The organism is Pseudomonas sp. BB438 (genome assembly GCF_057180225.1).
The window spans coordinates 2,236,067-2,252,210 of the sequence record NZ_CM170001.1; the positions used below are offsets into that span (position 1 = coordinate 2,236,067).

The 16,144-nt window shown below is 65.7% G+C and carries 18 protein-coding genes; 8 read left to right on the forward strand and 10 right to left on the reverse strand.

All coding sequences use genetic code 11. The features are described 5' to 3' along the window. Positions 1-145 precede the first annotated feature (145 nt). On the reverse strand, positions 146-1,150 hold the full coding sequence (locus AC1ZV1_RS10500; protein ID WP_484296648.1) for an NADP-dependent oxidoreductase: 1,005 nt from the start codon (positions 1,148-1,150) through the stop codon (positions 146-148). Positions 1,151-1,385: 235 nt separating this feature from the next. Here AC1ZV1_RS10500 and AC1ZV1_RS10505 point away from each other — a divergent pair, with 235 nt between their 5' ends. Beyond that, positions 1,386-2,147, forward strand: coding sequence for an SDR family oxidoreductase (locus AC1ZV1_RS10505; RefSeq protein WP_484296649.1), 762 nt, complete (start codon positions 1,386-1,388; stop codon positions 2,145-2,147). 447 nt (positions 2,148-2,594) lie between these two features. Continuing rightward, entirely contained in the window at positions 2,595-3,485 is an 891-nt protein-coding gene (locus AC1ZV1_RS10510; RefSeq protein WP_484296650.1) for a bile acid:sodium symporter family protein, read from the forward strand. 125 nt (positions 3,486-3,610) lie between these two features. Here AC1ZV1_RS10510 and AC1ZV1_RS10515 read toward each other — a convergent pair whose 3' ends face one another. The 3 genes from AC1ZV1_RS10515 to AC1ZV1_RS10525 are packed head-to-tail and all read right to left on the reverse strand — an operon-like array spanning position 3,611 to position 6,638. Continuing rightward, positions 3,611-4,774, reverse strand: coding sequence for an AAA family ATPase (locus AC1ZV1_RS10515; RefSeq protein WP_484296651.1), 1,164 nt, complete (start codon positions 4,772-4,774; stop codon positions 3,611-3,613). Positions 4,775-4,822: 48 nt separating this feature from the next. Continuing rightward, entirely contained in the window at positions 4,823-6,022 is a 1,200-nt protein-coding gene (locus AC1ZV1_RS10520) for a benzoate/H(+) symporter BenE family transporter (protein ID WP_484296652.1), read from the reverse strand. 13 nt (positions 6,023-6,035) lie between these two features. Next, on the reverse strand, positions 6,036-6,638 hold the full coding sequence (locus tag AC1ZV1_RS10525; RefSeq protein ID WP_484296653.1) for a LysE family translocator: 603 nt from the start codon (positions 6,636-6,638) through the stop codon (positions 6,036-6,038). Positions 6,639-6,982: 344 nt separating this feature from the next. Between AC1ZV1_RS10525 and AC1ZV1_RS10530 the strand changes: the two genes are divergently transcribed. Next, positions 6,983-7,624, forward strand: coding sequence for a hypothetical protein (locus AC1ZV1_RS10530; RefSeq protein ID WP_484296654.1), 642 nt, complete (start codon positions 6,983-6,985; stop codon positions 7,622-7,624). Here AC1ZV1_RS10530 and AC1ZV1_RS10535 read toward each other — a convergent pair. Continuing rightward, positions 7,621-8,064 carry a MarR family transcriptional regulator gene (locus AC1ZV1_RS10535; protein ID WP_484296655.1) on the reverse strand — a complete coding sequence of 148 codons (444 nt, stop codon included), beginning with the start codon at positions 8,062-8,064 and terminating at the stop codon, positions 7,621-7,623. The genes AC1ZV1_RS10530 and AC1ZV1_RS10535 overlap by 4 nt on opposite strands. 82 nt (positions 8,065-8,146) lie before the next feature. Between AC1ZV1_RS10535 and AC1ZV1_RS10540 the strand changes: the two genes are divergently transcribed. The 4 genes from AC1ZV1_RS10540 (at position 8,147) to AC1ZV1_RS10555 (ending at position 11,686) form a co-directional block, all read left to right on the forward strand. Then, positions 8,147-9,304 carry an aminotransferase-like domain-containing protein gene (locus AC1ZV1_RS10540; protein WP_484296656.1) on the forward strand — a complete coding sequence of 386 codons (1,158 nt, stop codon included), beginning with the start codon at positions 8,147-8,149 and terminating at the stop codon, positions 9,302-9,304. A gap of 10 nt (positions 9,305-9,314) precedes the next feature. Next, positions 9,315-9,917, forward strand: coding sequence for a glutathione S-transferase family protein (locus AC1ZV1_RS10545; protein WP_484296657.1), 603 nt, complete (start codon positions 9,315-9,317; stop codon positions 9,915-9,917). A 358-nt stretch (positions 9,918-10,275) separates the two neighbouring features. Next, positions 10,276-10,737 carry a bacteriohemerythrin gene (locus AC1ZV1_RS10550; protein WP_484296658.1) on the forward strand — a complete coding sequence of 154 codons (462 nt, stop codon included), beginning with the start codon at positions 10,276-10,278 and terminating at the stop codon, positions 10,735-10,737. A 97-nt stretch (positions 10,738-10,834) separates the two neighbouring features. Then, the gene (locus AC1ZV1_RS10555; RefSeq protein ID WP_484296659.1) at positions 10,835-11,686 is read left to right on the forward strand and encodes a cache domain-containing protein; all 852 of its coding nucleotides are present in this window, start codon (positions 10,835-10,837) and stop codon (positions 11,684-11,686) included. A gap of 65 nt (positions 11,687-11,751) precedes the next feature. Here AC1ZV1_RS10555 and folE read toward each other — a convergent pair whose 3' ends face one another. The 4 genes from folE to AC1ZV1_RS10575 all read right to left on the reverse strand — a co-directional run bounded on the left by folE (position 11,752) and on the right by AC1ZV1_RS10575 (position 14,166). Further along, on the reverse strand, positions 11,752-12,297 hold the full coding sequence (gene folE / locus AC1ZV1_RS10560) for a GTP cyclohydrolase I FolE (RefSeq protein WP_024765420.1): 546 nt from the start codon (positions 12,295-12,297) through the stop codon (positions 11,752-11,754). A 143-nt stretch (positions 12,298-12,440) separates the two neighbouring features. Next, a complete protein-coding gene (locus AC1ZV1_RS10565; RefSeq protein WP_484296660.1) occupies positions 12,441-12,998 on the reverse strand; it encodes a Smr/MutS family protein in 558 nt (185 codons plus the stop codon). Positions 12,999-13,075: 77 nt separating this feature from the next. After that, a complete protein-coding gene (locus AC1ZV1_RS10570; RefSeq protein WP_484296661.1) occupies positions 13,076-13,396 on the reverse strand; it encodes a hypothetical protein in 321 nt (106 codons plus the stop codon). Positions 13,397-13,569: 173 nt separating this feature from the next. Continuing rightward, positions 13,570-14,166 carry a cysteine hydrolase family protein gene (locus tag AC1ZV1_RS10575; RefSeq protein ID WP_484296662.1) on the reverse strand — a complete coding sequence of 199 codons (597 nt, stop codon included), beginning with the start codon at positions 14,164-14,166 and terminating at the stop codon, positions 13,570-13,572. Positions 14,167-14,346: 180 nt separating this feature from the next. Here AC1ZV1_RS10575 and prmB point away from each other — a divergent pair, with 180 nt between their 5' ends. Then, complete coding sequence (prmB, locus tag AC1ZV1_RS10580) at positions 14,347-15,261, forward strand: 50S ribosomal protein L3 N(5)-glutamine methyltransferase (protein ID WP_484296663.1); 915 nt, start codon at positions 14,347-14,349, stop codon at positions 15,259-15,261. A 70-nt stretch (positions 15,262-15,331) separates the two neighbouring features. Here the strand turns inward: prmB and AC1ZV1_RS10585 are convergent, their stop codons facing one another. Beyond that, positions 15,332-16,111 (reverse strand): hypothetical protein, encoded by a 780-nt coding sequence (locus AC1ZV1_RS10585; protein ID WP_484296664.1) that lies wholly within the window; start codon positions 16,109-16,111, stop codon positions 15,332-15,334. Positions 16,112-16,144 lie beyond the last annotated feature (33 nt).

A 16,144-nucleotide genomic window follows, 5' to 3' on the forward strand; every position in this document is an offset into this window, starting at 1 on the left:
AATCATCGAGATAGAGCGCGGAAAGCGTGCAGGCGACGACCGCTTGTCTGTAGGAGCGAGCTTGCTCGCGAACTGCCCGGCATTGCAATCGCCGGGAAGAGCGTTCGCGAACGTGCTCGCGCCTGGATCAGAACCGCGTAAGTCGTCAGACCTTCAACACCAGCTTGCCGAAGTTCTCGCCGCTGAACAGCTTGGCCAGGGTCTCGGGGAAGGTTTCCAGGCCTTCGACGATATCTTCCCTCGACTTCAGCTTGCCCTCGGCGATCCAGGTCGCCATGTCCTTGAAACCTTCCTGGAAGCGGTGGGCGTAGTCCATCACCACCATGCCTTCCATGCGCGCGCGGTTGACCAGCAGCGACAGGTAGTTGGCCGGGCCGCGCACGGCTTCCTTGTTGTTGTACTGGCTGATCGCACCGCAGATCACCACTCGCGCCTTGGGTGCCAGGCGGGCCAGGACGGCGTCGAGGATGTCGCCGCCAACGTTGTCGAAGAACACGTTCACGCCCTTGGGGCACTCGCGCTTGAGACCGGCGTGGAGGTCTTCGGCCTTGTAGTCGATGGCGCCATCGAAGCCCAGTTCGTCCACCAGGTAGCGGCACTTGTCGGCGCCGCCGGCGATGCCGACCACACGGCAGCCTTTGATTTTCGCGATCTGTCCGACCACGCTGCCCACCGCGCCGGCGGCGCCGGAGACGACCACGGTGTCACCAGCCTGGGGCAGGCCGACGTCGAGGAAGCCGAAGTAGGCGGTCATGCCGGTCATGCCCAGCGCGGAGAGGTACAGCGGCAGGGGCGCGCGCTGGCTGTCGACCTTGTAGAAGCCTTTGGGCTCGCCGAGGAAGTAGTCCTGCACGCCGAGGGCGCCATTCACTTCGTCGCCGACCTTGAAGTCCGGGTGTTGCGAGGCGATCACCTGGCCCACGCCCAGGGCGCGCATCACGTCGCCGATGGCCACGGGGGCGATGTAGGACTTGGCATCGTTCATCCAGCCGCGCATGGCCGGGTCCAGCGACAGGTACTGGTTCTTCACCAGGATCTGGCCGGGGCCGGGCTCGCCGACCGGGGTTTCCACGTAGGCGAAGGTATCGCGGGTGGCGGCGCCGACCGGGCGCTGGGCGAGCTGGAACTGGCGATTGATCTGGGTGGGCATGGCAGTGGACTCAGTCAGGGGGAAAGCCTAGGTGATAGTCCGCGCGCGGCCTTGGGGCAAGTTCCGTCCGCCGGGGGAATGTCCGGCCATCGGCGCCAGTGATCCTTGCTTGTGGCAATCATCATTGACATGGATGCAGTGACGTTGCCCCGCCTGATAGTGCTTCGCGGCGGTAACGCGCTGGCTAGACTGCGACGGTTATCCATCCGCTTCCCCAATAGCTCGAGGATCCTCCATGAGTCAGCTGCTTTCCGGCCAGGTCGCCCTGGTCACCGGCGCCGCCAACGGCATCGGCCGCGCCACCGCCCAGGCTTTCGCCCAGCAGGGCGTGAAGGTCGTGGTTTCCGACGTCGACACCAAGGGGGGCGAAGCGACCGTCGAGCTGATCCGCGCGGCGGGTGGTGATGCCACGTTCATCCGCTGCGACGTGACCCGCGACGCCGAGGTCAAGGCGCTGGTGGCAGGTACCGTTGCCGCCTACGGCCGCCTGGACTATGCCTTCAACAATGCCGGCATCGAGATCGAGAAGGGCAAGCTGGCCGACGGCGAAGAGAGCGAGTTCGACGCCATCATGGGCGTCAACGTGAAAGGCGTCTGGCTGTGCATGAAACACCAGATTCCAGTGATGCTGGAGCAGGGCGGCGGCGCCATCGTCAACACCGCCTCGGTCGCGGGCCTCGGTGCTGCGCCGAAGATGAGCATCTACGCCGCCTCCAAGCACGCGGTAATCGGCCTGACCAAGTCCGCGGCCATCGAGTACGCGAAGAAGAAGATCCGCATCAATGCCGTGTGCCCGGCGGTGATCGACACCGACATGTTCCGTCGCGCCTACGAGGCCGACCCGAAGAAGGCCGAATTCGCCGCCGCCATGCACCCGGTGGGCCGTGTAGGTCGCGTCGAGGAAATCGCCAGCGCGGTGCTGTACCTGTGCAGCGACCACGCCGGCTTCACCACGGGCATCGCGCTGCCGGTGGATGGCGGGGCCACGGCGATCTGATCGTCTCGGGGGAGCGGTGCGCTCGAGTGTTCCCTCTCCCCAACCCTCTCCCCAACCCTCTCCCTGAAGGGAGAGGGGGCTGTTCGGCATGCGGGTGACACGCCTGTTTAGCCGGCTCGTCCCCCGTTTCATGTAACCGAAACGGTGTCAGGTGAGCGACGAACTGAATGTGGCGGAGAACGAATCCCTCTCCCTTCAGGGAGAGGGTGTTCTCAGTCCTATTACTTCATGCATCACCTGTAGGAGCGCATTTACCGGCCGATTCGGCGCTGGGCGGTTCGCGAGCAAGCTCGCTCCTACAAAAAGCGTACCCGCCGACGATCCCGACCCGTTCGCTACAAGTCTTTGCATTCTGTTACAGGATGAAGTGGTGTTGGCCTGCAAGGCCAGTTACAAGCGCCCAAGAGGCCGAAACAATCGGCCCACCCCAGTTGGAGAATAATGACAATGACCAACGATCCCTTGCTGACGCTTTTCATGCCCATCGCCCTGGGCATCATCATGCTGGGCCTCGGCCTGTCCCTGACCGTCGCCGACTTCGCCCGCGTGGTGCGCTATCCCAAGCCGGTGCTCATCGGCCTGGTCTGCCAGATCATCCTGCTGCCCCTGGCGTGCTTCCTCATCACCCTGGGCTTCGCCCTGGAAGCGGCGCTGGCCGTGGGCATGATGCTGCTCGCCGCCTCTCCCGGCGGTACCACCGCGAACCTCTACAGTCACCTGGCCCACGGCGACGTGGCGCTGAACATCACGCTGACGGCGGTGAACTCGGTGATCGCCATCCTCACCATGCCGCTGATCGTCAACCTGTCGCTGCTGTATTTCATGAACGATGGCCAGACCATCCCGCTGCAGTTCGGCAAGGTCGTGCAGGTGTTCATCATCGTGCTCGGCCCGGTGGCCATTGGCATGATCGTGCGGCGCCTGCTGCCGCGGGTGGCGGCAGCGCTGCAGAAGCCGGTGAAGATCCTTTCCGCGCTGCTGCTGGCGGTGATCATCGGCGTGGCCGTGACCAAGGACTGGCAGACCTTCCTCGCCTATGCGCCCATCGTTGGTGCGGCGGCGCTGTGCTTCAACCTGCTGAGCCTGGCACTGGGCTACTGGATTCCGCGCCTGCTGAAGCTCTCCAAGCCGCAATCCATCGCCATCGGCATGGAGATCGGCATCCACAACGGGACCCTGGCCATCGCCCTGGCGCTCAGCCCGATGCTGCTGAACAACAAGACCATGGCGATTCCGGCGGCGATCTACGGTGTGCTGATGTTCTTCACCGCCGGGCTCTTCGGCTGGTGGGTCAGCCGCGGTGTGGCCAAGACTGCGCCGGAGCAGGCGACCGCCTGACGCCCGGACATTCCCTGTAAGAGCGCCTTGCCGGTGGGTTTCTCACGTTCCTGGCAGAAGGGCTTCGCGGACGAAGTCAGCTCCTACGACCCTTTCAACTTCGGCGTCGACCTGAAGGCGTAGTCTCAATCCGCCCAATGCCAGGCCGGGGCATCGAACATGCCCTGGTCGCGGATGCGCGTCTGGCCCAGCTCCTTGTCCAGGTGCAGGCAGTTGCACTCGGGGTGTTCCTCCAGCGTGGCAATCAGCCGGCTGGCGTGGGACACGACCCAGACCTGGGTGTGCTTCGAGGCCTCGATGATCAACCGTCCCAGCGCCGGCAGCAGGTCCGGGTGCAGGCTGGTTTCCGGTTCGTTGAGCACCATCAGCGACGGCGGGCGCGGGGTGAGCAGGGCGGCCACCAGCAGCAGGTAGCGCAGCGTGCCGTCGGAGAGTTCCGCCGCACTCAGCGGCCGTAGCAGTCCGTACTGCTTCAGCGCAACCGCGAAGCGTCCGCCGGGCTGGCAGTCGATCAGCAATTCGGCGCCGGGGAAGGCGTCGCTGATGGCGGCTTCCAGCGCACGGGCATCGCCGATTTCATGAATGGTCTGCAGCGCTGCCGCGAGGTCGCGGCCGTCGTGGTGCAGCACTGGCGTGCGGGTGCCCAGTTGCGGTTGGCGCGCAGGGGCGTCGACATCGGTGCGGAAGTGGTCGTAGAAGCGCCAGCCACGAATCTGGTCGCGCAGCAGCAGGGCTTCAGGGCAGTCGGAGCCGCTGCCGATCTGGGTAAACAGGCTGTCGAAGCTCGGGATGTGTTGTTCCAGTACCTGCCAGCTGCGGCCCTCGCGAGCACGCAACAGCGGGCCGTTGCGCTCCACCAGTTGCGAGGCGGGGCGGTACCACGGGCCGGCCCAGATGCTTTCGTGCTTGATCTCCGGGTCCAGGCCGAAGGCGCTGACCACGGGTGGAGGCGGCAGGCCGAGGGCAATGGCGTAGCCGAAGTCGTCACCGGAAAAGCCCAGGCGCAGTCGCTTCACCTCGTTGCGCGGGCCGCCCTGGACCTCCACCTCGCCTGAGCGCATGCGCCGCGAATGGGTTTCCGGCCCGGCCCAGAAAGTGGATTCCAGCCCGCCCTCACGTGCCAGTGCATTCACCACGCCGCCCTGGGCGGTTTCGGCGAGCAGGCGCAGGGCGCGGTAGAGGTTGGATTTGCCGCTGCCGTTGGCGCCGGTGATCAGGTTCAGCCGGCCCAGGGGTAGCACCAGCGAGTTGATCGAGCGGTAGTTGGCGACGGCGAGGGTGTGCAGCATGCAGGACGATCCGGTTCGGGCAATCGCCCGCATGCTAGCAGACGGGAGTTACGCGGAACGGCGCCAGTTCAGCACCAGTTGGGTCAGCAGGCCGGCGACCAGCCCCCAGAAGGCCGAGCCGACGGAGAACAGGGTGAAGCCCGAGGCGGTGACCAGGAAGGTCACCATCGCCGCTTCGCGCTGGCGCGCATCGGCCATGGCGTTGGTCAGGCCGTTGGTGATCGAGCCGAGCAGGGCCAGCGCGGCGATGGACAGCACCAGCGCCTTGGGCAGCGCGGCGAACAGTGCGGCGAGGGTGGCGCCGAAGATGCCGGCAATGCCGTAGAACAGACCGCACCAGAGCGCGGCGGTGTAGCGCTTGTGCGGGTTTTCGTGGGCTTCCGGGCCGGTGCAGATGGCCGCGCTGATGGCTGCCAGGTTGATGCCGTGGGAGCCGAACGGCGCCAGTAGCAGCGAAGCGATGCCGGTGGTGGAGATCAGCGGCGAGGCGGGCACCTGGTAGCCGTCGGCGCGCAGCACAGCGAGGCCGGGCATGTTCTGCGAGGCCATCGCCACGATGAACAGCGGAATGGCGATGCTGATGGTGGCGGCCAGCGAGAAACTCGGGGTGGTCCACACCGGCCGGGCGATCTCCAGCTGGAAGTGACTGAAGTTGAGCAGGCCGAGGAAACCGGCCAGGGCGACGCCTACCAGCAGCGCGGCGAACACCGCATAGCGCGGCGACAGGCGCTTGGCGATGAGGTAGCTGACGAACATCGCCACGACCAGTGCCGTCTGCTGTTGCGCGGCGTTGCAGATTTCGATGCAGATGCGGAACAGCACCCCGGCCAGCAAGGCCGAGGCCAGCGAGCCTGGGACCTGGCGCATCAGCCGCTCGAAGCTGCCGGTGATGCCGCAGAGCGTGATCAGCGCGGCGCAGACGATGAAGGCGCCGATGGCTTCGCCGTAAGGCACGCCGGGCAGGCTGCTGATCAGCAGCGCGGCGCCGGGTGTGGACCAGGCGATGACGATGGGCGTGCGGTAACGCAGGGTCAGGCCGATGGTGGTCAGGGCCATGCCGATGGACAGCGCCCAGATCCACGAGGAAATCTGCGCGGTGGAGAGTCCGGCGGCCTGGCCGGCCTGGAACATCAGCACCAGCGAACTGGTGTAGCCGGTGAGCATGGCGACGAACCCGGCGACGATGGCGGCGGGGGAGGAGTCGGCCAGCGGGCGCAGTGGCGCGCTGGCAGGAGTGGTGTCAGTCATGCACGAATTTCCATCAGGTGCGGGTCAGCAGAGGGTAGAGCGAAGCGACCAGCAGCGCCGCCATGCCGACGTTGAACAGGCGCAAGCGCAGCGGGTCTTCCAGCCAGCGCCGCAGCAGGCTGCCGAGTACCGTCCAGACGCCCACGCTGGGTAGGTTGACCACGGCGAACAGGGTGGCGATCAGGACGACATTGCCGATCCAGCTGTTGGCCGGCAAGTAGGTGGCGATGGCGCCCACGGCCATCACCCAGGCCTTGGGGTTGACCCACTGGAAAGCGGCGGCCTGGAGGAAGGTCATCGGCCGGGCAGTGTGCTCACCCTTGGCTTCGGGTGCGCCGGAGCAGGCAATTTTCCAGGCCAGGTACAGAAGATACGCGCCGCCGGCATAGCGCAGCACCGTGTAGGTCGCCGGGAAGCGCTCGAACAGCTGGTGCAGGCCCAGACCCACTGCGACCACCAGCAGCAGGAAGCCGATGCTGATGCCGAGCATGTGCGGGAGGGTGCGGCGAACGCCGAAGTTCACGCCCGAGGCCAGCAGCATCATGTTGTTGGGGCCGGGGGTGATGGAGGTGACGAAGGCGAACAGCACGAAGGCGCCGAGGAGTTCGAGGGGCATGGCGGGGTACCGGTCTTGTTCTGGGGACTACTGTTTTTCTGAAGCTTTGTGCATGGGCTTCCCTCTCCCTAACCCTCTCCCTGAAGGGAGAGGGGACCGTGTGGCGCAGGTTGAGGCCAAAGTGTCAGCCGGCACGGACAGCGCCCTATCCCTTCAGGGAGAGGGCGGGGGAGAGGGCTGCCCCACGCAGAATCTCAAGTAGCACCAGCCTAATCCCGCAGGCTCCAGGCTGTCCCATAACAGCCAGTCGCCGAACGGCCCGTACAGTGCGAGCGGCAGTGGCATGCGACGGGGTGCGCCGGTATGGTGCGGGAACGCCGTACACCTGATGGACGATCGCCACCATGGAACAGAATCCCTATGCCGCGCCCCAGGTCGAGCTGGTGGATCAGAGTGCTCCGGGTGCATTCCTCGGCGGGCGCTGGAGCCCGGGCCACCTGCGCCTGCTCGGTTGCCTGAGCCTGGCCCTGTTGTTGTGCGATGTGGTGCTGCTCGTCCTGTCTTTCGCGGCCGCGCTGCATGAATCGAGCACCTGGCAACGCTACGAACTCTGGGTTGGCGTGCTCAGCACGGTGCTTGGCTGCTTCCTGCTGTGGCGCACCCGCCGTTTTCTCGAGGATCGCTTCAACGCCCGTGGCCTGGCCTGGCCGGTCGGGCTGTCGATTGCCGTCGCGCTGGTGATGCAGGTCTACAGCCTCATCTTCGACGAGCAGCTCAGCGGCGAATTCAACGGCGCGCTGATGGGCTTCATGGGCCTGTTCGTTCCTACCGGCGTCGTCACCCTCTGGTATGGCATCCGCCTGCTGAAGATCGAACTGCCGTACCCGTCGGTGAAGGTCATGGGCTGGCTGGAGGTCACCTCCGGCGTGTGCCTGCTCAGCGTCCTGCTGTTCCTGCCAGGCACCGCGCTGGCGATGGCCAGCCTGCTGCCGCTGGCGCTGATGTTCCTGCGCGCCGCCCGTGAGCTGGACGTCGCCGCCCGCTAGTCGTCGTCCTGTGACCAGGCGATGGCCTGATTGACCGCCAGCCAGCCGCGCACGGCGTCTTCCCCGGCCTCATCGAAGGCCCGTTGCAGCAGGCGACCCTGCTCCTGGCGCAGGGCCTTTTCCAGCTTGCCGCCTTCTGCCGTCAGCTCCAGCAGTCGTCGGCGCTTGTCGTTGTCGCAGGCTTCGCTGCGGATCAGGTCGCGCTCCAGCAACTGGCGCAGCGGCACGTTCAGCGCCTGCTTGGTCACGCCGAGGGCGGCCAGCAGCTGGCTGACGCTCAGCCCCGGATTGCGTGCGATGAAGAACAGGATGCGGTGATGCACCCGGCTCAGGCCGCGGCGCGCCAGCATCTCGTCGGGTTTCGCGGTGAAGGCCCGGTAGCTGTAGAAGAAGGCTTCCATCGCCTGGAGTTGCAGGGCGCTTTTTATTAGGTCAGGCATATTGACGTATCCATCTCGGGCGTCGTAGCTTCGGTCAAGCAGTTTGACTCATTCTTCCGTGCTCCCGCTACCGGTGACCCCCATGGCCTTCTCCGAACGCATCGCCCGACTGAAAAGCTCTCTGATCCGTGAAATCCTCGCCGCGGCGCAACGTCCGGAGGTAATGTCCTTCGCCGGTGGTCTGCCCGCCGAGCCGATGCTGCCGAAGGTGAACTGGGATGCCATGCCGGCGAGCATGGGACAGTACGGCATGAGTGAAGGGGAGCCGGCGCTGCGCGAGGCCATCGCGGCCGAGGCGCGCGCGCTGGGTGTGCCCTGCGAGGCGAGCCAGGTGCTGATCGTCAGCGGCTCGCAGCAGACGCTGGACCTGGCCAGCAAGCTGTTCATCGACCCGGGCACCGAAGTGCTGCTCGAAGCACCGACCTATCTGGCCGCGTTGCAGGCCTTCCAGCTGTTCGGGGCGAACTGCCTGACCGTGCCGCTGGGCGCCGAAGGTCCGGACGTCGCCGCGCTGCGCCAGCGGCTGGAGACCAGCAAGCCGGCCTTCGCCTACCTGATCCCGACCTTCCAGAATCCGTCCGGCGTGCGCTACAGCGAACAGCGCCGCGATGAGGTGGCTGCCGTGCTCGATGAGTTCGGCGTGACCCTGATCGAGGACGAGCCTTACCGCGAACTGGTGTTCGACGAGGGCGCCGCGACCCCGCTGGTCAGCCGCCTGAAAACGTCCAGCTGGATCTACACCGGCACCGTGTCCAAGACGCTGCTGCCGGGCCTGCGCGTGGGCTTCCTGATCGCCACGCCGGACCTGTTCCCGCACCTGTTGCGCCTGAAGCAGTCCGCCGACCTGCATACCAACCGCGTCGGCCAATGGCAGGCGTTGCAGTGGTTCGGCACCGAGGCCTACCGTGGCCACTTGGCCGAGCTGCGTGATTTCTACCGCATTCGCCGCGATGCCATGCAGGCCCAGCTGGAAGAGCATTTCGCCGAGCTGGCCGACTGGAACGTGCCGCAGGGCGGGCTGTTCTTCTGGCTCAAGCTCAGGCAGCCGCTGGATACCCGTACGCTACTGGACGCGGCGTTGGCACGGAATGTCGCGTTCATGCCCGGCGAGCCGTTCTTCACCGAACCGGATGCCAATCCCGGCTATCTGCGGCTTAACTTCAGCCACGTGGCGCCGGAGCGTGCCGGCGAGGGGCTTCGTCGCCTGGCAGCGGTCATCCGTGACGCCCAGGCCCAGTGAGGAGATGAGCATGTACACCGTTTACGGCGATCAACTGTCCGGCAACTGCTACAAGGTCAAGCTGGCTCTGCACCTGCTCGGCCTGCCTTACCAGTGGCGCGAGATCAATATCCTCAAGGGCGAGACGCAGACCGCCGAGTTCCTGGCGATGAACCCCAACGGTAAGGTGCCGGTGCTGCAACTCGACGACGGCACCTGCCTGTGGGAATCCAACGCCATCCTCAACTTCCTCGCCGATGGCAGCGACCTGCTGCCCAGCGAGCCGCGTCTGCGCACCCAGGTGCTGCAGTGGCAGTTTTTCGAGCAGTACAGCCATGAGCCCTACGTGGCGGTAGCGCGTTTCATCGAGTTCTACCTCGGTCTGCCGGAGGAGCGCCGCGAGGAGTACGCGCGCTGCCACAAGGGTGGTTACAAGGCGCTGAAGGTGATGGAAAGGCAGTTGGAGCAGACGCCGTATCTGGTGGGGGACCGCTACTCCATCGCTGATATCACCCTGTACGCCTACACCCATGTGGCGCACCAGGGCGGCTTCGATCTGTCGAACTTTCCAGCGATCAATGCCTGGCTGGCGCGGGTGGCGGACCATCCGCGGCATGTGGAGATGCAGGACTGATCGCCATGCCCGGTTATTGGAAACGCCGCTTCCCTGGAAGCGGCGTTTTTCGTTGTGCTGCGCCATTCCCCTGCGGGAGCGGGCCATGCCCGCGATCACACCGTTGGGGCGCTCTTACAAGGATGCTCAGGCATCGCACGGATGGTTCTGAAGCTGGATATCGAAAAACGGCAAAATGCCATCAGATAAATCCGAAAAAACCGCTCTAAACCGCGCATTCCGGAGCTTGGGGGTTGACCGGCATCATGGCGGCGTTTTGTCGCTCTCCCTAATCTGGACGCGCTGCCATGCGGGATGTACCGATGTGGCCGGGCGCGAGCGGCAGGCAGTGTCGTCGCCCGGCGTGGGGAGGGGAAAGATGGCCTATCTGGTCTGGCAGGCGGATCTCGATACCGGGATCGGAGTGATCGACGCACAGCACAAGCGCATCGTCGAAATGATCAACCAGCTGCACGAGGCCCAGGCCCATCACGATCGAGCCATGCTCGGCGGCGTGATCGAGGAACTGGTCGACTACACCATCTCGCACTTTGCCTTCGAGGAGACCCTGCTGGAGGACTCCGGCTACCAGTTCACCCGCGCGCACAAGAAGGTCCACGAACTCTTCATCAAGCGCGTCTCCGACTACCGCCTGCGCTTCGAGGCCGGCGAGGACGTCGCCGAGGAGCTCAAGGGCCTGCTCGGCCGTTGGCTGTTCAACCACATTCGCAACGACGACGCCAACTACGTGGAGGCGGTGAAGGCGACGATGCACGAGCTGACCCGGGACCAGAGCCACGGTGGCTGGCTGTCGCGCTCGATGAAGCGATTCTTCGGCTGAATCGCCTGCTGTTTCGGCAGTGAATGCCGACGCGAATTGCCCCTGGCTGGCTATGCTCTGTGCACAACTACAAGCAATGCCACGGGGGTATCCGCGCATGAAGACGCTGTTGAAGTCACTGCTGTTGCTGTCGTTCCTTTCGTCCTTCCCATTGTTCGCTGCGCAGTCCAGCGCCACGTCCGGTGCTGACGACCAGCGTGCCAAGGCGCTGCTGTCCAAGGCGGTGGCCGCCTACAAGGCGGAGGGCGACAAGGCGTTCGCGGCGTTCAGCCGCCAGGGAGAGTTCGTCGACGGCGATCTCTACGTCTTCGTGGTGGACAGCAAGGGCACCATGCTCGCCAGCGGCGGGCCGTCGGTGGTGCTGATCGACCGCGATGTCTCCTCGACCCTCGATCCTTCGCTCAAGGAGCAGTTCGCCAAGGCGCTGAAGTCCCCGGAAACCGGCAAGGTGCAGCAGGCCGATTACCGCTGGAAGAACTGGGCGGACGGCAAGGTGGAGCGCAAGCACGTCTACTACCAGCGCGTCGGCGAGCGATTCCTCGCGGTCGGCTACTACATTCCGCGCGCGTCGGCGCAGCAGGCGGCGGCCATGCTGGGCAAGGCGGTGAATGCCGTCGAGACGGACCCCGATGGCACCTTCAGGAAGATCAACGCGCTGGACAAGAGCTTTATCGAGGATGACCTCTATGTCTTCGTGGTCGACCTGGACACGTCGAAGTTCGTCGCCCACGGCTTCAACACGCGCATGGTCGGCACCGATTTCGAATCGCTGAAGGACCCGGGCGGCAACCCGATCGGTCATGCCATGCTCGAACTGGCCAGGTCCAAGGGCGAGGCCGAGTTCGAGTACCAGTGGCGCAACCCAGTGACCAGCAAGGTGGAGAACAAACACGCCTTCCTGCGCAAGGCCGGGCATTACCTGGTCGCGGTGGGTTACTACACTCGCTGACTCAGCGATTTCAGGCACAAAAAAACCGGCTCGAGGGCCGGTTTTTTCATGGCGACGGTTCGCGATCAGCGGATCAGGCTGAGGAACTCGCTGCGCGTGGCAGCGTTCTCGCGGAACTCGCCGAGCATCACCGAGGTGACCATGGAGGAGTTCTGCTTCTCCACGCCGCGCATCATCATGCACATGTGCTTGGCTTCGATCACCACGGCCACGCCCAGCGCGCCGGTGACCTGCTGCACGGCCTCGGCGATCTGCCGCGACATGTTTTCCTGGATCTGCAGGCGGCGCGCGTACATGTCGACGATCCGTGCGACCTTGGACAGGCCCAGCACCTTGCCGTTGGGGATGTAGGCGACGTGGGCCTTGCCGATGAAGGGCAGCAGGTGATGCTCGCACAGCGAGTAGAGCTCGATATCCTTGACCAGCACCATTTCGCTGTTGTCGGAGCTGAACAGGGCGCCGTTGACGATCTCCTCCAGCGTCTGCTGGTAGCCGCGGCAAAGGTACTGCATGGCCTTGGCGGCACGCTTGGGCGTGTCGACCAGACCTTCGCGGGTGACGTCCTCACCAAGCTGGCTGAGGATCGCGGAGTAGTTTTGTTCCAGGGACATGATCTACCTGTGGCAATGACAAAAATAAAAACCGTGGCGCAGGGTAGGGCGCTCAGCCTTGGCTGGCAAGGCCCGCGCGCCGGTTGGCGGTTTATGGCCGCTGGTTTGTCGCGGGGTGTCGAGCCTGGCGAGCTGCACCGGATTTACTCGTCGCGGCCCTCGAGCATGGTGCGGCGCAGCATCACATAGATGGCGCCTGTACCGCCGTGGCGCGGCAGGCAGGAGGCGAAGCCGAGTACCTGTGGGTGCTGGCGCAGCCAGGTGTTCACGTGGCTCTTCACCATCGGGCTGCGGCCATCGATGCGCGCGGCCTTGCCGTGGGTGACGCGGACGCAGCGAATTTCGAAACGGGTGGCTTCGGCGATGAAGTCCCAGAGGGTTTCGCGGGCGGTTTCGATCTTCATGCCGTGCAGGTCGAGGCTGCCTTCGAAGGCGATCTGGCCGGCCTTGAGCTTGCGAATCTGGCCATCCTGGACGCCGTCGCGGGCCCAGTAGAGTTCGTCCTCGGGTCCGACGTCGATGACGAACTGATCGGACAGGCCGTCCACCCGGATGTTCTCGGTACGCACGGTCGCGTTCTGCCGCAGCTCCTTGAGCTGCTTGCGATCGGCCTTGGGTTTGCCGGTGTCGGCCTGGTCCACGGTGATGCGCTTGACGCCGCGCATCTCGCGGGCGAACTGGGAAAAATCGTCGTCTTGCATGCGCACCTCCTCGAAGAGCCGCGCAGTGTAGCGGATCGCGCCGTGCCTGCGGAAATCGCCAGGCTGGCACGCGGGGGTCAGTTGCGGCGTTTCATCAGCCTGGGCGACAGGCTCAGACCATCGCGGCCGCGGGCGCGGCGGCGGGCGGCACGCCAGAAGGTGACGCCCAGCCAGAGGCAGAGCAGGCCGATCACCAGCAGCACGGCGCCGGCGCCCGGTTCGATGTGCAGCACGCCCACCGCCGGCTGACGGCGGAGCAGGGCGGCAATGCCGGCCATGCTGGACAGGATGCCGAAGGTGGCGATTACCGCGGCGATCGCGGCGGCGAACCGCCAGCGCCAGCGGCCCGGACGTTTCGGGCGCAAGCTGGGTGGGTCGAATTTATCGGTCATCTTCATCCCGACTTCCTCATCTATTGAACGAGGCTATGACCGGTGGGGATGGGTGGGGTTCCAACCCCAGGGTCGGGAAGCGCGATGAACCCGCTGGGTGAGCGGGTTCGCGGGCTTTCGCGCCTAAGCTGAGCCTAACCCCGGGCGTCTGTCATTGCCGCCCGTCGGGACGAATGGCCTCAGACCAGCGCCTGGGCCTGGGCGACCACGGCAGCGAAGTTGTCGCCCAGGGCGGCGATTTCCGCGCGGTGCAGGTCGCGGGCGGCGAGCACGCCACCTTCGGGAGTGGGGATGTCGCGGGTGGCGCACGCGGCGTCCACCAGGGTGCAGCGGTAGCCATAGTCCTTGGCGGCGCGCACCGTGGTGCTGATGCTGGAGTGGGTCATGAACCCGCAGACGATCAGGTCCAGGCGACCGCTGGCCTGCAGGCGGTCATGCAGGTCGGTGCCGGCGAAGGCGTTGGGTAGGCGCTTGTCCACCACGACCTCGCCCGGCAGCGGCGCCAGCTCCGGCAGGAAGCGGCCACGCGGGCCCTGCGGGTCTAGCAGGCCGCCCACCACACCCAGGTGGTGCACGTGGACGACGGGAGTGCCCATGGCCCGGGCCGTCTCCAGCAGCAGGCGAATCTGCGCCACCGCGGCGTCCAGGTCAGGCAGCGCCAGCACGCCGCTGCGGTACTCCTCCTGGGCATCGATGATCAACAGAGTGCTCTGGCGCAGGGTGGCCGGCGGATATCCGCGCCCACTGATCTGCAGCATGCTGAGCGGATGGGACATGTCTGGACTCCTGTAAATGCATGTTCACTCATTGTGGGCCGTAACGCGTCCGCTGTGAATCTTTGCGAACTCGCGCCAAAGTGGTATTGGCATTCTTCGCCGGAACTGCCCGGAGGCGCCCCAGCGCTTCCGCGTTCCGCTAGAATGCGCCCCTTTTTGCGAGCTGCGAGGACCACAGCCGTGACCGAATCCCGTTTGCTGACCCTGCGTGACCACATCCGCTGGGCCGTCAGCCGCTTCCACGCCGAGGACCTGTTCTTTGGCCACGGTACCGACAATGCTTGGGATGAAGCCCGCCAACTGGTGCTGGGCGCCCTGCACCTGCCTTGGGAGATGGCGGACGCCTACCTGGACTGCCGCCTCGAGGACGAGGAGCGCGAGTACCTGATGCACCTGCTGCGCCGACGCATCGAGGAGCGCGTGCCCACCGCCTACCTGCTGGGCGAAGCCTGGTTCTGCGGCATGCCCTTCGTGGTGGACGAGCGCGTGCTGGTGCCGCGTTCGCCTATCGCCGAACTGATCGAGCGCCGCTTCGAGCCCTGGCTGGCAGCCGACCCCGCGCGAATCCTTGACCTGTGCACCGGCTCCGGCTGCATCGGCATCGCCTGCGCCAGCGCCTTCCCGGATTCCGAGGTGGTGCTGGGCGACCTGTCGTTCGACGCCCTGGAAGTGGCGAACATCAACATCGAGCGCCATGAGCTGGGCGAGCGCGTCTACACGGTGCAGGGCGATGGCTTCGAGGGCCTGCCGGGCCAGCGTTTCGACCTGATCGTGTCGAACCCGCCCTATGTCGACGCCGAAGACTTCGCCGACATGCCTGCCGAGTACCACCACGAGCCGGAACTGGGCCTGGCCTGCGGCAACGACGGCCTGGACCTGGTGCGGCGCATGCTGGCCGAAGCCGCGGACCACCTGACCGAGCGCGGCACGCTGGTGGTGGAGGTGGGCAACAGCCAGGTGCACGTGGCGGCGCTCTATCCTGAAGTGGACTTCACCTGGCTCGACTTCGAATACGGCGGCCACGGCGTGTTCCTGCTCTCGGCGCAGCAATGCCGCGAGCATCAGGCACTGTTCAAGGCGCGGATCGAAGCCTGAGTACACCTGTAGGAGCGGGCTATGCCCGCGATCGCGCCCATGGGGCGCTCCTGCAGGGAAGCGCCACGCCTCAGTGCGTGGCGATCCAGATCAGCAGGCCGGCCTGGAACACGGCGAAAACCGTCAGGCAGGCGATGGTGAAACGCAGGCTGGTGTCGTCGCGGCGGAAGGTCTCGATGCGCTGCTCCAGCCGGCGGATCTCGTTGGATTGGGTGGCAAGGTTCTGGTCTGCCTGCTCCAGCATGGAGCCGGCCTCCAGCAGGGGGACGATCTGCACCTTGTCCTTGTGCCAGTCGTCGTACAGCTCGCTGACACGGCCAACGCTGTAGCGCGCCTTCAGCAGCCGCGAATCCTCGTAGATCACGTCGAATCCCTGGGCGCGCAGGAAGTGGTCGCGGCGTTGCCGGGCCTCTTCGTTGGGCGTGTCCTTCATCGCCAGCGCGCCACCCTCGACGCGGTAGTGCGACCACTTCTTTTTTGCCCAGGCCACCCCCTGGGCCAGGAGGAAACGCCCCAGGCCGCGGTTCAGCGGTTCGGTAGCGAAGCCTGAGTCAGCGCCGAAGCGTACTTCCTTGCTGCGGTGGTCCGCCCAGACCTCCAGCAGGTTCGCTTCCTTGCGCAGCACCATGCCAGGCACCTGAACGGTCAGGCGCAGCAGGCTCTGCTCGCCGTTGTGGCGCTCCACCCGTCCGAGCTGCACGAAGCGCAGCGGCCGTGCCCCGGTGGTGCGATCGGTGGGCTGCGGCGCCAGGCGCAGCAGGCGATAGTGTTCCGGCGCAAGCTCTGCCCACGGGTGCGGGCGGGCGGCGGCCTCGTCGGCGGCGACGGCGGTCTGTTCGGCTTCGGTCATGGGGATCTACCTCGGGGCCTGGCGGGCGTGGCC